The 14,759-nt window shown below is 63.6% G+C and carries 9 protein-coding genes; 8 read left to right on the forward strand and 1 reads right to left on the reverse strand.

Translation table 11 applies throughout. From position 1 onward, the window contains the following. The first annotated feature begins 388 nt into the window (after nt 1-388). The 8 genes from gyrA to B3H47_RS00530 all read left to right on the forward strand — a co-directional run bounded on the left by gyrA (nt 389) and on the right by B3H47_RS00530 (nt 11,518). Nucleotides 389-2,995, forward strand: a complete 2,607-nt coding sequence (gyrA, locus tag B3H47_RS00495; RefSeq protein WP_286985374.1) for a DNA gyrase subunit A — start codon at nt 389-391, stop codon at nt 2,993-2,995. A gap of 6 nt (nt 2,996-3,001) precedes the next feature. Next, nucleotides 3,002-4,105, forward strand: a complete 1,104-nt coding sequence (gene serC / locus B3H47_RS00500) for a 3-phosphoserine/phosphohydroxythreonine transaminase (protein WP_286985375.1) — start codon at nt 3,002-3,004, stop codon at nt 4,103-4,105. A 6-nt stretch (nt 4,106-4,111) separates the two neighbouring features. Continuing rightward, a complete protein-coding gene (gene pheA / locus B3H47_RS00505) occupies nt 4,112-5,209 on the forward strand; it encodes a prephenate dehydratase (protein ID WP_013123469.1) in 1,098 nt (365 codons plus the stop codon). A gap of 35 nt (nt 5,210-5,244) precedes the next feature. Beyond that, nucleotides 5,245-6,375: a histidinol-phosphate transaminase gene (gene hisC / locus B3H47_RS00510; RefSeq protein WP_286985377.1), complete on the forward strand. Its 1,131-nt coding sequence runs from the start codon at nt 5,245-5,247 to the stop codon at nt 6,373-6,375. A gap of 4 nt (nt 6,376-6,379) precedes the next feature. After that, entirely contained in the window at nt 6,380-7,294 is a 915-nt protein-coding gene (locus B3H47_RS00515) for a prephenate dehydrogenase (protein ID WP_286985378.1), read from the forward strand. Continuing rightward, nucleotides 7,281-9,260 (forward strand): bifunctional 3-phosphoshikimate 1-carboxyvinyltransferase/cytidylate kinase, encoded by a 1,980-nt coding sequence (locus tag B3H47_RS00520; protein ID WP_286985379.1) that lies wholly within the window; start codon nt 7,281-7,283, stop codon nt 9,258-9,260. Before B3H47_RS00515 ends, B3H47_RS00520 begins: the two co-directional genes overlap by 14 nt. Before the next feature lie 74 nt (nt 9,261-9,334). Then, nucleotides 9,335-11,038 carry a 30S ribosomal protein S1 gene (gene rpsA, locus B3H47_RS00525; RefSeq protein ID WP_286985380.1) on the forward strand — a complete coding sequence of 568 codons (1,704 nt, stop codon included), beginning with the start codon at nt 9,335-9,337 and terminating at the stop codon, nt 11,036-11,038. Between the two features lie 147 nt (nt 11,039-11,185). Then, nucleotides 11,186-11,518 (forward strand): integration host factor subunit beta, encoded by a 333-nt coding sequence (locus B3H47_RS00530; protein WP_013106244.1) that lies wholly within the window; start codon nt 11,186-11,188, stop codon nt 11,516-11,518. A gap of 235 nt (nt 11,519-11,753) precedes the next feature. On the opposite strand, the gene B3H47_RS00535 is transcribed toward B3H47_RS00530, so the two are convergent. Further along, nucleotides 11,754-14,672 (reverse strand): valine--tRNA ligase, encoded by a 2,919-nt coding sequence (locus B3H47_RS00535; RefSeq protein WP_286985381.1) that lies wholly within the window; start codon nt 14,670-14,672, stop codon nt 11,754-11,756. Nucleotides 14,673-14,759 lie beyond the last annotated feature (87 nt).

The following is a 14,759-nucleotide window of genomic DNA, read 5'->3' on the forward strand; positions in this document are numbered from 1 at the left end:
CATAATAAGCGCCAGGATGCTTTGGGGTGTGAGCAATTGCCGCTTGAACTCGTTCACTGCCCGAGAACCCGACACCTGACGCATTCACTACTAGTAAACCCGAAGACATTGTGCCACAGCGTCTGTGACGTTCAATTGCTGAAACGATTCGTTTACGTTCTGCCCCGAGGTGCGCATACCGGCGTTGCTGTTTCGCAACATTGGCCTGATTTTTCTGCTCCACATTCCGTCATCCATTTCGCTGCTGCGCTGAAACCGAGCGAGGAAATACGGGCTGCTAACATCGTTCGCTTGACTGGGGGCGCGTCTGCTAGACGGGCGACGCCCGGTTTGTCGGGCCCGGTCTGGTCGCTCCGACGTCTGATCTATTGCTGCGAAGCACTCACTCATGTCCGTTTTTGCCAAAGAAACCCTGCCAATCAGCCTAGAGACGGAAATGCGCCGCTCCTACCTCGATTACGCGATGAGCGTGATCGTGGGTCGTGCACTTCCCGATGTGCGAGATGGCCTCAAGCCGGTGCATCGGCGCGTGCTGTATGCGATGCACGAATTGAGCAATGCCTGGAATCGGCCTTATAAGAAGTCGGCGCGCATCGTGGGTGACGTGATCGGTAAATACCACCCGCACGGTGACCAGTCGGTGTACGACACCATCGTGCGCATGGCGCAGGATTTTTCCTTGCGCTACATGCTGGTGGACGGACAGGGCAACTTTGGCTCGGTGGACGGCGACAACGCCGCGGCCATGCGCTACACCGAAATCCGGCTGTCGAAGATCGCGCACGAAATGCTGGCCGATATCGACAAGGAAACCGTCGATTTCGGCCCCAACTATGACGGCTCAGAGCAGGAGCCGCTGCTGTTGCCTGCGCGTCTGCCCAATTTGCTGATCAATGGCTCGTCGGGTATTGCGGTGGGCATGGCCACCAATATTCCGCCGCACAACCTGGGCGAGGTGCTCGACGCCTGTTTGCATTTGTTGCGCAACCCCGGGGCGACGATCGAAGAGTTGATGGAGCGCGTGCCTGCGCCCGACTTCCCGACGGCGGGCATCATCTATGGCACTTCGGGAGTGCGCGACGCTTACCGCACTGGACGCGGTCGGGTGGTGATGCGGGCGCGTTGCCACTTTGAAGATCTCGAAAAGGGTCAGCGTCAGGCCATCATCGTCGACGAGTTGCCGTACCAGGTCAACAAACGCACCTTGCTTGAGCGCATCGCCGAGCTGGTGCAAGAGAAAAAGATCGAAGGCATCAGCCACATCCAGGACGAGTCCGACAAGTCCGGCATGCGCGTGGTCATCGAACTCAAGCGCGGCGAAGTGCCTGAAGTGGTGCTCAACAATCTGTACAAGCAAACCCAGCTGCAAGACACCTTTGGCGTCAACATGGTGGCGCTGGTGGATGGTCAGCCGCGTTTGCTCAACCTGCAGCAGATGATCGCGGCCTTTTTGTCGCACCGCCGCGAGATCATCACCCGCCGCACGGTGTTCGACCTGCGCAAAGCGCGTGAACGTGGGCATGTGCTCGAAGGTCTGGCTGTGGCGCTGGCCAATGTCGATCGCATGATCGAACTCATCAAGGCCGCGCCCACGCCGCCGGTGGCGAAAGAGCGTCTGCTGGCGCAGACCTGGGAGCCGGGCGAGGCGCGCGCCATGCTGTCGCGCGTGGAGGGTGACATCACCCAGTTCCAACCCGACGATCTCGACGCGCGTTACGGCCTCAAACCCGACGGTTATTACCTCAGCGAGACGCAAGCGCAGGAAATCCTGCAGATGCGGCTGCAGCGCCTGACCGGCCTGGAGCAGGACAAGATCGTGAGCGAATACAAGGACGTCATGGAGCAGATCGCCGATCTGCTCGACATCCTTGCCAAGCCTGAGCGCATGACCGAAATCATCACCACCGAAATGAGCACCTTGCGTGCCGAGTTCGGCGATGCGCGCCGTTCGCACATCGAGGTCAATGCTTACGACATCGATGTCGAAGACCTCATCACCCCGCAAGACCTGGTGGTCACCATCTCGCATTCGGGCTACGTCAAGAGCCAGCCTCTGGCGGAATACCGTGCGCAGCGCCGCGGCGGCCGGGGCAAGCTGGCCACGGGCACCAAGGAAGACGACTGGGTCGAGCAACTGTTCGTGGCCAACACCCACGACATGCTGCTGTGCTTCTCCAACCGGGGCCGGGTGTACTGGATGAAGGTGTACGAATCGCCGATGGGCGGACGCGGCTCGCGCGGCAAACCTCTGGTCAATCTGTTTCCGTTGCAGGCCGGTGAGAAGATCACCACCGTACTGCCGGTCAAGGCCTTCGACGAGCAGCACTATGTGTTCATGGCGACCGCGCGCGGCACGGTGAAAAAGACGCCGCTGACGGCGTTCGCCAACCGTCGTACCGCGGGCATCATCGCGGTCGGGCTCGATGACGACGACTACCTCATCGGTGCGGCCATTACCGATGGTCAGCACGACGTCATGTTGTTTTCGGATGCGGGCAAGGCGGTGCGTTTCGACGAGGCCGACGTACGCCCGATGGGCCGCGAGGCGCGCGGGGTGCGCGGCATGCAGCTTGAAGCCGATCAGTCCGTCATCGCCTTGCTGGTGGCCGAAGACGAAACCCAGAGCGTGCTGACCGCCACGGAAAACGGCTTCGGCAAGCGCACGTCCATCACCGAGTACACCCGTCATGGGCGCGGTACCAAGGGCATGATCGCCATCCAGACTTCGGAGCGCAACGGCAAGGTGGTGGCGGCCTGCCTGGTGCGGACCAGCGATGAAATCATGCTCATCACCGATACCGGTGTACTGGTGCGCACGCGGGTGGAAGAGATTCGTGAAATGGGCCGGGCGACGCAGGGCGTCACCCTGATCGCGCTTGACGCCAAGGCGCATCTCATCCAGGTGCAGCCGGTGGTGGAGGCGGACGACGACGAGCTGCCCCCGACCGAGCCGCCCCCGGCGGAAGACGGCGGCGCCGACACGGCCGCGGAGTGAGCCGAGATGGTCAAGCAACGCCCCTATAACTTCTCCGCCGGGCCGGCCGCCATTCCTGAAGAGGTGCTGGAACAGGCCGCGGCCGAGATGCTCGACTGGCACGGCTGCGGCATGAGCGTGATGGAAATGAGCCACCGCGGGCCGCAGTTCGAGTCCATCATCGCGCAGGCCGAGGCCGATCTGCGCGAGTTGCTGCAGATCCCTGACGACTACGCCGTGCTGTTCATGCAAGGCGGGGCGATTGCGGAGAACGCCATTGTTCCGCTGAATCTATCGCGCGGGGCCAAGGCCGACTATGTGGTGACCGGAAGCTGGTCGCAAAAAAGCCAGCAAGAGGCCCGCAAATACTGCGATGTGCACCTGAGCGCCAGCGCCCACGACGATCAAGGCTACGGCAGCATTCCCGACAACGCCGCCTGGAGCATCCGCCCCGACGCGCAATATCTGCACGTCTGCACCAACGAAACCATCGACGGGGTTGAGTTTCACTTCGTGCCCGATAGCCGCGGCGTGCCGCTGGTGGCCGATATGTCCTCGCACCTGTTGTCGCGTGCAGTGGAGGTGTCGCGCTACGCCTGCATCTATGGCGGCGCGCAGAAGAACATCGGCCCGGCAGGACTCACTCTGGTCATCGTTCGCCGCGATCTGCTGGGCCATGCCCTGCCGCATTGCCCCAGCGCCTTCGACTATGCCGTGGTGGCGGCCAACCATTCCATGTTCAACACGCCGCCCACTTACGCGATCTACATCGCCGGACTGGTGTTGCAGTGGATCAAGCGTCAGCGTTTCGATGGACTTGAAGGGTTGGCCGCGGTGGAAGCGCGCAATATTGCCAAGGCGCATCTGCTGTACGACGCGCTCGACGCCTCGCAGCTTTACGAAACCCGCGTGGCGCGCGATTGCCGCTCGCGCATGAATGTGCCGTTTCATCTGCGTGATACCGCTTTGAACACCGCTTTCCTGCAAGGCGCCGAGGCGGCGGGGCTGCTGCAACTCAAGGGGCACAAGTCGGTGGGCGGCATGCGGGCCTCGATCTACAACGCCATGCCGCTTGAAGGCGTGCAGGCGCTGGTGAACTACTTGCAAGACTTTGAAAAACGCCACGGCTGAAATCCGATGAGCCAAGATTCCCAAGATGACCTGAGCCCCTGGCGTGACCAGATCGACGCCCTCGACAAACAGATTCTGGCGCTGCTCAACCAGCGGGCCGAAGCCGCGCAGCAGATCGGCCATATCAAACAGCGTTTGAACATGCCGGTGTTCCGTCCCGAGCGTGAACGTCAGGTGATCGAAAAGCTGCATGAGCACAATGCCGGGCCGCTGCGCAATGCCGGCGTGAGCGCCATATGGCGCGAAGTCATGTCGGCCTGCCGCGCGCTGGAGGCGCCGCAGCGCGTGGCGTATCTGGGCCCTGCGGGCACGTTCAGCGAGCAGGCGGCGCGGCGGTTCTTCGGTGCCAGTGCGCAAGGCTTTCCCTGCGCGACCATCGACGATGTGTTTCGCAGCTATTTGAGTGGTGAGAGCGAGTTCGCCATCGTGCCGGTGGAAAACAGTACCGAAGGCGCGGTGGCGCGGAGCATGGATCTGCTGCTGGCGCATCCGGTGCATCTGTGCGGCGAGGTCAGTTTGCCGGTGCGGCATTTCCTGATGCGGCAGATGCCCGATCTACAGGGCATCCAGACGGTCGCTGCGCATCCTCAAGCTTTGGCCCAGTGCGCAGGCTGGCTGCGTGCGCATCTGCCCAATGCCGAAATTCGTCCCGTATCGAGCAATGCCGAGGGCGCCCGGCTGGCTGCGGAAGACGCCAGCATCGCCGGGATCGCCGCCGAGGCGACCGCGGTGCTTTACGGCCTGCACATCGCCGCGCGCGCCATTCAGGATGAGGCGCAGAACACCACGCGCTTTGTCGTGCTCGGCGCGGCGCAGCCCGAACCCACCGGGTCCGACCGCACCAGCCTCATCCTCTCCGTGCCCAACCGCGCCGGTGCGGTGTACGACCTGCTCAAACCGCTGGCCACGCATGGGGTGAGCATGACCCGGTTCGAGTCGCGCCCGGCGCGCTCGGGCGAATGGGAATACGCTTTTTATATCGACGTCGAAGGGCATCAAGACGAGCCTCGGGTGGCGACCGCTTTGCGCGAGCTGCAAGGGGTGTGCGCGATGTACAAGTGCCTGGGCTCCTACCCCATCGATAAAAAACCACGCGACAACTGAGCTGAGCACGGCTCGCATCTCCCGAGAGATTGAACATGTCAGAACAACACGCCACCCAAGCCCGCTGGGGCGCCGATTACGTCCAGGCCATTTCACCTTACGTCGGGGGCAAGCCCATCGCCGAAGTCGCGCGGCAGTTTGGTTTGCAGCCCGAGCGCATCGTCAAGCTGGCCTCGAATGAAAACCCGCTGGGCATGTCGCCCAAGGCGCGTGAGGCCATCATGGCCGCGATGGCCGATAGCACCCGCTACCCCGACAACGACGGCTACGCGCTGAAACAGGCGCTGGCCAGCAAGCTGAGTGTGCCGGCCGAGTGGATCACCCTCGGCCATGGTTCGAGCGACCTGCTGGAAATGGCCGCGCGCGCCTTGCTGACCGACGCCGATGCCGGCATGTATTCGCGCTACAGCTTCATCGTTTACACGCAAGCGGTGCAGGGCGTGGGGGCAACGCATCAGGTCGTGCCCGACCGCGATTTTGGTCACGACCTGTCGGCCATGCTGGCCGCCATCACCCCGCAGACCAAGCTGATCTTCGTGGCGAACCCCAACAATCCAACCGGCACGTTTTTGCCGGCTGGCGAGCTGCACGACTTTCTGCGCAAGGTGCCGCCGCACATCGCCGTGGTGCTCGACGAAGCCTATGTGGAATACATCGAACCCGCGCTGCGTTATGACAGCATGGCTTGGGTGCGCGAATTTCCCAATCTGATTGTTTCGCGCACCTTTTCCAAGGCTTACGGCCTGGCGGGCCTGCGCATGGGCTACGGCGTGTCGCAGCCGGCGCTGACCGATGTGCTCAACCGGGTGCGCTCGGCCTTCAACACCAGCACGCTAGGACAGGCCGCGGCGCTTGCCGCGCTGGACGATCTGGCTTTCATCGATCAGGCCTATGCGGTCAACCGCGCCGGTCAGGCGCAGTTGGCTGCGGCGTTCGAGGCGCTGGGCCTGCGCTACATCCCCTCGCAAGGCAACTTCATTCTGGTGAAGGTGGGCGATGACGCAAAGGCTGGCGCGCGATTGAATCTGGCGCTGTTGCAGCGCGGCGTGATCGCCCGTCCGGTGGACAACTACGGACTGCCCCAATGGCTGCGCATCTCGGTGGGTACCGAGGCGGAAAACGCCACCTGTATCGCCGCACTGCGCGACCACTATGCCGCAAGCTGAGGCCATGGACACTGTGATCGGCGACGAAGCCTCTGTGCAGTTCGAGCGTCTGGCCATTCTCGGGGTCGGTCTGCTCGGTGGCTCGTTCGCCCTGGCTGCGCGTCGAGCCAAGCTGGCGCGGCGCGTCGTGGGCTACAGCAAGTCGCCCACGACCACCCGCACCGCGCTGGAACGCGGCATCATCGACGAGGAGGCCGATTCGGCGCTGCGTGCGGTGCATGGCGCAGATCTCGTGCTGCTGGCCGTGCCGGTGGTGTCCACCGGCGATCTGCTCAAGCAGTTGCGGCACGGGCTGGAGCCCCACGCCCTGGTGATGGACGTCGGCAGCACCAAGGGCAATGTGGTGGCGGCGGCGCAGTCGCAACTCGGCGCGCGGCAAGGCCAGTTCGTGCCCTGCCATCCCATAGCGGGTAAGGAAAAGAGCGGGGTGCTGCATGCCGAAGCCGGTTTGTTCGACGGCAAGCGCGTGGTCATCACGCCGCTTGCGGCCAACAGCGACAGCTTTGTGGACATCGCCACCCAGGCGTGGGAGTCGATCGGCGGCGTGGTTTCGGTGATGTCGCCCGAAGAGCACGATGCGGCCTTTGCCGCCGTCAGCCACCTGCCGCATCTGCTGGCGTTCAGCTATGTGTATGCGCTCTCCAGCCAGCCGCAGGGCGGCGCTTTTCTGCAACTGGCCGGACCGGGGTTTCGCGACTTCAGCCGCATCGCCGGGGGCGATCCGCACATGTGGCGCGACGTGCTGCAGGCCAATCGCGACGAAGTGCTGCGGCAACTGCAACTCTACAAACAGGCGCTGGCGGGTTTTGAAGCGCAGATTCAGCAGGGCAACTGGAGCGCGGTCGAGGCGCTGATTCGCCGCGCCAGTCAGGTGCGGCAGGGCTGGGACGCTCCGGCGTCGTCCGATGATGAAGTCTGAGGTGCGCGATCTGCCGCCGCTCATCGGCGCGGGCGGACGGGTGAAGCTGCCCGGTTCCAAGAGCATTTCCAATCGCGTCCTGCTGCTTGCGGCGCTGGCAGAGGGCCAGACCGAGATCACCGGCCTGCTCGATTCCGACGACACCCGCGTGATGCTCGCTGCGCTGCAAGCGCTGGGCATTGCCGTGCGGCGCGAGGGCCAGACGGCTCATGTGCAGGGCGGGGCAGGGCGCTTTCCGGCAGCGCAGGCCGATCTGTTCATGGGCAACGCGGGCACCGCGATCCGGCCGCTGACCGCCGCGCTGGCGCTGCTGGGAGGCGACTATGCGCTGCACGGCGTGCCCCGCATGCATGAACGCCCGATCGGCGATCTGGTCGATGCGCTGCGGCAGTTCGGTTGCGACATCCGCTACACCGGGCAGGAAGGCTATCCGCCGCTGCACATCGGGGCCAGCCATTTCCGCCTGAATGGCGACGTGGCCGTGCGCGGCGATGTCTCCAGCCAGTTTCTCACCGCCCTGCTGCTGGCGCTGCCACTCAAGGCGAGCGATCACGACATCGCCATTGCGGTGCAGGGCGAGCTGATTTCCAAACCCTATATCGAGATCACCCTCAACTTGCTGCGGCGCTTTGGCGTGCAGGTGCAGCGCACCGGGTGGGAGCGGTTTGTCATTCCTGCGGGCAGTCGCTTGCGTAGCCCTGGCCGTATCGCCGTGGAGGGCGATGCTTCGTCGGCCTCTTACTTTCTGGCGGCGGGTGTGCTGGGTCAATGGCACGGCAGGGGCGCGCCGGTGCGGGTGGAGGGCGTGGGGCGAGACAGCATTCAGGGCGACGTGGCGTTTGCGCGCGTGCTCGAAGACCTCGGCGCCCAGGTGCGCTGGGGCGACGACTTTATCGAAACCGACGGCCTGCAAGCCGGATTGACCGCGCTGCGCGGTGGCGACATCGACTGTCTGGCCATTCCCGACGCTGCCATGACCCTAGCGATGACCGCGCTGTTCGCCGACGCGCCCACCACGCTGACCGCCATCGGCAGTTGGCGCGTGAAAGAAACCGACCGCATCCACGCCATGGCCACCGAGTTGACCAAGCTCGGGGCGCAGGTCGAATCCGGCCCCGACTGGCTGCGTGTGCATCCCTTGCCCGCAGCGCAGTGGCGCAGTGCGGCCATCGCCACTTACGACGATCACCGCATGGCCATGTGTTTTTCGCTCGCCAGCTTCGGCCATGCCGACATCCGCATTCTCGATCCGGGCTGTGTGGCCAAGACCTACCCCGGCTATTTCGACGACTTTGCCCGCATTGCCCGGCCCGTGCCGGTCATCGCCATCGACGGCCCCACCGCCTCCGGCAAAGGCAGTATCGCCACCGCCGTGGCCGAGGCGCTGGGCTTCGATTGCCTCGACTCGGGCGTGCTCTACCGCCTCACCGCCTGGGAGGCATTGCAGCAGGGCGTGCCGCTGGACGACAGCGACGCGCTGGCCCGGCTCGCGGCCGATCTGCCCGTGACCTTTACTGCGGGCGGCATCGTCCTGAACGGACAAGTTTTCGACGCGGCACAACTTCGCACCGAAGCCGTCGGGCAAGCCGCTTCGACCATCGCCGCCATTCCCTCCGTGCGCGAAGCCTTGTTTGCCTTGCAGCGCAGCTTTCGCCGCGCGCCGGGGCTCGTGGCCGATGGTCGAGACATGGGCACTATCGTCTTTCCAGACGCCCCCCTCAAGGTCTTCCTCACCGCCAGTGCCCACAGTCGCGCCGAGCGCCGGTATAAGCAATTGATTTCACAAGGGATTCCCGCTATACTTGCCGACGTTTTTGCGGAGCTTGAGTTGCGCGACGCACGCGATACCCAGCGTGACGTGGCTGCGCTGAAGCCCGCGCCAGACGCCCAACTGCTTGACAGCACCGATTTGAGCCTTGAGCAAACGGTTGAAGCTGTGTTGGCTTTGTGGCGTCAATCCGTCTGAACGCGCGCCCTGCGCGTCTCAGTTTTTTCTCTCTCCAACCCCACGGTCTTTCGTGGTTTGAAGGTCTTAACTCAATGTCCTCTGTCTCCCCAAGTGCTGCTTCCACCGAGTCGTTTGCCGCACTGTTTGAAGAATCCCTGCAATCACGCGACATGCGCACCGGCGAAGTCATTACCGCCGAAGTCGTGGCGGTCGATCAGAACTTTGTCGTGGTCAACGCCGGGCTGAAGTCCGACGCCTACATCCCCATCGAAGAGTTCCACAACGATCAGGGTGAAGCCGACGTTCACGTCGGCGATTTCGTCTCGGTTGCCATCGACGCGCTGGAAAACGGCCGCGGCGACACCGTGCTGTCGCGCGACAAGGCCAAGCGCCTGGCCTCCTGGCTGTCGCTGGAGAAGGCACTGGAAACCGGCGAATTCGTCGAAGGCACCACGACCGGCAAGGTCAAGGGCGGCCTGACCGTCATGGTCAACGGCATTCGCGCCTTCCTGCCCGGCTCGCTGCTCGACACGCGGCCGGTGAAGGACACCACGCCGTACGAGAACAAGACCATGGAGTTCAAGGTCATCAAGCTCGACCGCAAACGCAATAACGTGGTGCTGTCGCGCCGCGCCGTGGTCGAAGCCAGCCAGGGCGAAGAACGCGCCAAACTGCTCGAAACCCTACAAGAAGGCTCGCTGGTCACCGGCGTGGTCAAGAACATCACCGACTACGGCGCCTTCGTCGACCTCGGCGGCATCGACGGCCTGCTGCACATCACCGATCTGGCCTGGCGTCGTGTGCGTCACCCCAGCGAAGTGGTCACCCCCGGTCAGGAAGTCACGGCCAAAGTGCTCAAGTTCGACGCCGAGAAGGGCCGCGTTTCCCTGGGCCTCAAGCAGATGGGCGACGACCCGTGGCATGGCGTTTCGCGCCGTTACCCCGCGGGCACCCGTCTGTTCGGCAAGATCACCAACATCGCCGAGTACGGTGCGTTCGTCGAGATCGAGCCGGGCATCGAAGGCCTGGTGCACGTCTCCGAAATGGACTGGACCAACAAAAACGTCGCTCCGAGCAAAGTGGTGCAACTGGGCGACGAAGTCGAAGTGCAAGTGCTGGAAATCGACGAAGACCGTCGCCGTATCAGCCTGGGCATGAAGCAGTGCCGCCCCAACCCCTGGGACGAATTCGCTGCCAACCACAAGCGTGGCGACAAGGTTGCCGGCCCGGTCAAGTCGATCACCGATTTTGGCGTGTTCATCGGCTTGCCCGGTGGCATCGACGGCCTCATCCACCTGTCCGACCTGTCCTGGAACGACACCGGCGAGTCTGAAGTGCGCAACTACAAGAAGGGCCAGGACGTCGAGGCTGTGGTGCTGGCCATCGACATCGAGCGTGAGCGCATTTCGCTGGGTATCAAGCAGATGCTCGACGATCCGTTCATGTCGTTTGCCGCGCTGAATGACAAGGGCAAGATCGTCGAAGGCACCGTGAAGGCGGTGGACCCCAAGGGCGCCACCATCGATCTGGGCAACGACATCGAAGGCTATTTGCGTGCTTCCGAGATCTCGCGCGAGCGCGTCGAAGACGCCCGCAACGTGCTCAAGGAAGGCGATCAAGTCTCTGCGGTCGTCGTCAACATCGACCGCAAAACCCGCAACATCCAGTTGTCGGTCAAGGCGAAAGACGCCGCCGAACAGCAGGAAGCCATGGACCGTCTGGCGGGCGACACCCGCGAAGCCGGTACCACCAACCTCGGTGCGCTGCTGCGCGCCAAGATGGACAAAGGCTCTTGATCAGTTGCGTTGCTCGTTTGCATTGATCGACTCGCCCGTGCGGGCTGCTGTGTTGGGTAGCGTCGAACTCGGCGCAAACCCAACGCGGTCCTGATGTGCGGCGGCCTACGGTGTTCACCGGGGCCGCCGTTTTCACCTGTACCCCTTATGACTCGCTCTGATCTCGTTGAAATCCTGGCCGCTCAGTTTCCCCAACTGACCCACCGCGACGCTGAACTGTCTGTGAAGACCATTCTCGACGCGCTGGCGCAGGCCCTCGATGACGGGCATCGTGTCGAAATCCGGGGCTTCGGTAGCTTCAGCGTCAGCCATCGTTCGGCCCGCATCGGGCGCAATCCGCGCTCGGGCGAGCAGGTGGCCGTGCCCGAGAAGCGCATCCCGCATTTCAAGCCGGGCAAGACTCTGCGTGAACTGGTGGATTACCAGGCCGAAGAGCGCAAGGTGGATGGGCGAAATCAGCCCGAGAACGTCGTCGATTGAGCGTGCTTTAGCGGTCGATTCTGGCGACTGAACCCTAGGAGTCTGTCGGACTTGAGGATCGCGGGCTGCAAAATGGCGCTGCGGCGCCCTGCGCCAGCGGCTTTTTGCTCCATAGCGACGGCTATGGAGCGGCAAATCCGCCGCCACAGGGCATCCACACCGCCATTTTTCGCCATCCACGCCCCAAGCCCGACAGACTCCTAGTCCCGTGCCCTGCGAAGGGCACGGGACTTTTTTATGGGGCAGTCGGCAAACGCGCAATCTGCTCTTTCACCTTGAGCAGCAGCGCCTGGAAATCGCTTAGACGCTCGTGCTCCTGCGCCACCACGGCGGCCGGGGCGCGGTCGACGAAACTGGCGTTGGAGAGCTTGCCTTGTGCCTTGGCGATTTCGGCTTGCAAACGCTGCACTTCCTTGCCCAGGCGCGCGTGCTCCGCTGCGGCGTCCACCTCGACGAACAGGGCGAACTGCGTGGCGCCCAGCGCGGTGGTAGGCGCGGATTGCGAGGCAGCTTTCCAAGCGGCCTCGTCGGCGAACACCTTGACCTCCGACACTTTGGCCAGGGCTTGCAGGGCGAGGCGGTGGCGCTCGATCAAGCTCACGTCGCCGCAGGCCAGCAGCGGCAGACGCTGCGCCGGTGAAACGCCCAGTTCGCCGCGTAGATTGCGGCAGGCGTCGACCAGTTGCTTGAAGGCGGCGATTTCCGCTTCGGCAGCAGCGTCGATCTTTTCGGGTTGCGCCAGCGGATAGGGCGCCACGGCCAGGCTGGCGCCGCTGCGCCCGGCCAGCGGCGCGACGGTCTGCCAGAGTTCTTCGGTGATGAAGGGCATGATGGGGTGGGCCAGACGCAGCACAGTTTCCAGCGTGCGCACCAGGGTGCGGCGGGCGGCGCGCTGTTGCTGCGGCGTGCCGTGGGCGATCTGGGTTTTGGCGATTTCCAGATACCAGTCGCAATACTCATCCCAGACGAATTGGTAGATGGCCTGGGCGGCGAAGTCCAGGCGGTAGTCGGCAAAGCCCTGCGCCACCTGCTGTTCGGTGCGCTGCAATTGCGAGACGATCCAGCGGTCGGCGGCGCTGAAGTGCATATAGCCGTCGGGGCCGCAGTCGCCGCCGCCGGACCGCTCCAAGGCGGCGACCGCCCCCTCGGGGGGCAGCGAGCCTTGGCGAGCGTGGGGGCTGTTGCCTACGCCACATTGATCCATGCCACGGTCGAAGGCTTCGAGTCCATCGACCTGCATCAGCACGAAGCGCGTGGCGTTCCACAGCTTGTTGCAGAAGTTGCGGTAGCCCTCGCAGCGCTTGGTGTCGAAGTTGATATTGCGGCCCAGCGTGGCCATCGAGGCAAAGGTGAAGCGCAGCGCGTCAGCGCCGTAGGCCGGAATGCCGTTCGGGAATTCTTTCTCGGTGGCCTTGCGCACCGCAGGGGCGGTTTCGGGTTTGCGCAGGCCGGTGGTGCGTTTGTCGAGCAGGGGGGCGAGTTCGATGCCGTCGATCAGGTCCACCGGGTCGAGCACATTGCCCTCGCTCTTGCTCATTTTCTTGCCGTGCGAGTCGAGCACCAGACCGTGGATGTAAACGTGCTTGAACGGCACTTTGCCGGTGAAGTGCGTGGTCATCATGATCATCCGGGCGACCCAGAAAAAGATGATGTCGAAGCCCGTCACCAGCACCGAGGAGGGCAGGAACAGGTCCATCTCTTTGGTCGGTTCGGGCCAGCCCAGGGTGGAGAAGGGCACCAGTGCGGAGGAATACCAGGTGTCGAGCACGTCCGGGTCGCGGGTGAGCGTGCGGTTGTAGCCCGCTGCAGACGCCTTGTCGCGCGCCTCGGCTTCGCTGCGGGCCACAAAAATTTCGCCGTTCTCGCCATACCACGCCGGTATCTGGTGGCCCCACCAGAGCTGGCGCGAAATGCACCAGTCCTGAATATTGGCCATCCACTGGTTGTAGGTGTTCACCCAGTTTTCGGGGACGAACTTCACTTCGCCGTCGGCCACCGCGTCGATGGCCTTTTGCGCAACGCTCTTGCCGTCCGGGCCGGGCTTGGTGGTGGCCACGAACCACTGGTCGGTGAGCATGGGCTCGACGATCTGGCCGGTGCGCGCACAGACCGGCACCATGTTTTTGTGCGGCACCGCTTTTTCGAGAAAGCCCTGCGCTTCCAGGTCTTTGAGCAGCGCCTTGCGCGCGGCGTAGCGGTCGAGCCCCTGGTACGCGGCAGGGCCGTTTTCGTTGATGCGGGCGTCGTCGGTGAAGATGGTGATCAGCGGAATGTCGTGGCGCAGCGCGCAGGCGTAGTCGTTGAAGTCGTGCGCGCCGGTGATTTTCACGCAGCCCGAGCCGAAATCGCGCTCGACGAAGCCATCGGCGATGATGGGAATCTTGCGGTTGCACAGCGGCAGATCGACATACTTGCCGATGAACTTGGCGTAGCGTTCATCTTCTGGATGCACCGCCAGCGCGCCGTCGGCCATCATGGTTTCGGGCCGGGTGGTGGCGATGTGCATGCCGCGCACGCCGTCGATCGGCCCGTCGCTGAACGGGTAGAGGATGTGCCACATGAAGCCGTCGTGCTCCTGGCTTTCCACCTCCAGATCGCTCACCGCGCTCTTGAGCACCGGGTCCCAGTTCACCAGCCGCTTGCCGCGATAGATCAAGCCTTGTTCGTAAAGCTGCACAAAAGTCTCCACCACGGCCTTGGACAGCTTTTCGTCCATGGTGAAGTACTCGTGCTCCCAGCTCACCGAGTCGCCCATGCGGCGCATCTGGCCGGTGATGGTGTTGCCCGACTGCTGCTTCCATTCCCACACTTTTTCGACGAATTTGGCGCGCCCCAGGTCGTGGCGGCTCAGTCCCGCAGCCTGCAATTGCCGCTCCACCACGATCTGCGTGGCAATGCCCGCATGGTCCATGCCCGGCACCCACAGGGTGTTGTCGCCGCGCATGCGGTGGTAGCGCACCAGGGTATCCATCACCGTTTGGTTGAACGCATGGCCCATGTGCAGCGTGCCCGTGACGTTGGGCGGCGGCAGTTGCACGCAGAACGACGGTTTGGCGGCGTCCAGCGTGGGGGCGAACACGCCCAGTTCTTCCCAGCGCTGAGTCCAGCGGGCTTCGATGTTGTGGGGCTCAAACGATTTGGCAAGTTCGGTCATGGGAATGTGCGGGTGCGCGGCGGCATGTCGCGGTTCGGATGAAATGCGCTGGGCGCGGCAAATGACGCGACGCCCGAGCAAAGCGCC

Origin of the sequence: Thiomonas sp. UBA7699 (assembly GCF_002482605.1) — a bacterium.
Classification (GTDB): domain Bacteria; phylum Pseudomonadota; class Gammaproteobacteria; order Burkholderiales; family Burkholderiaceae_C; genus Thiomonas; species Thiomonas arsenitoxydans.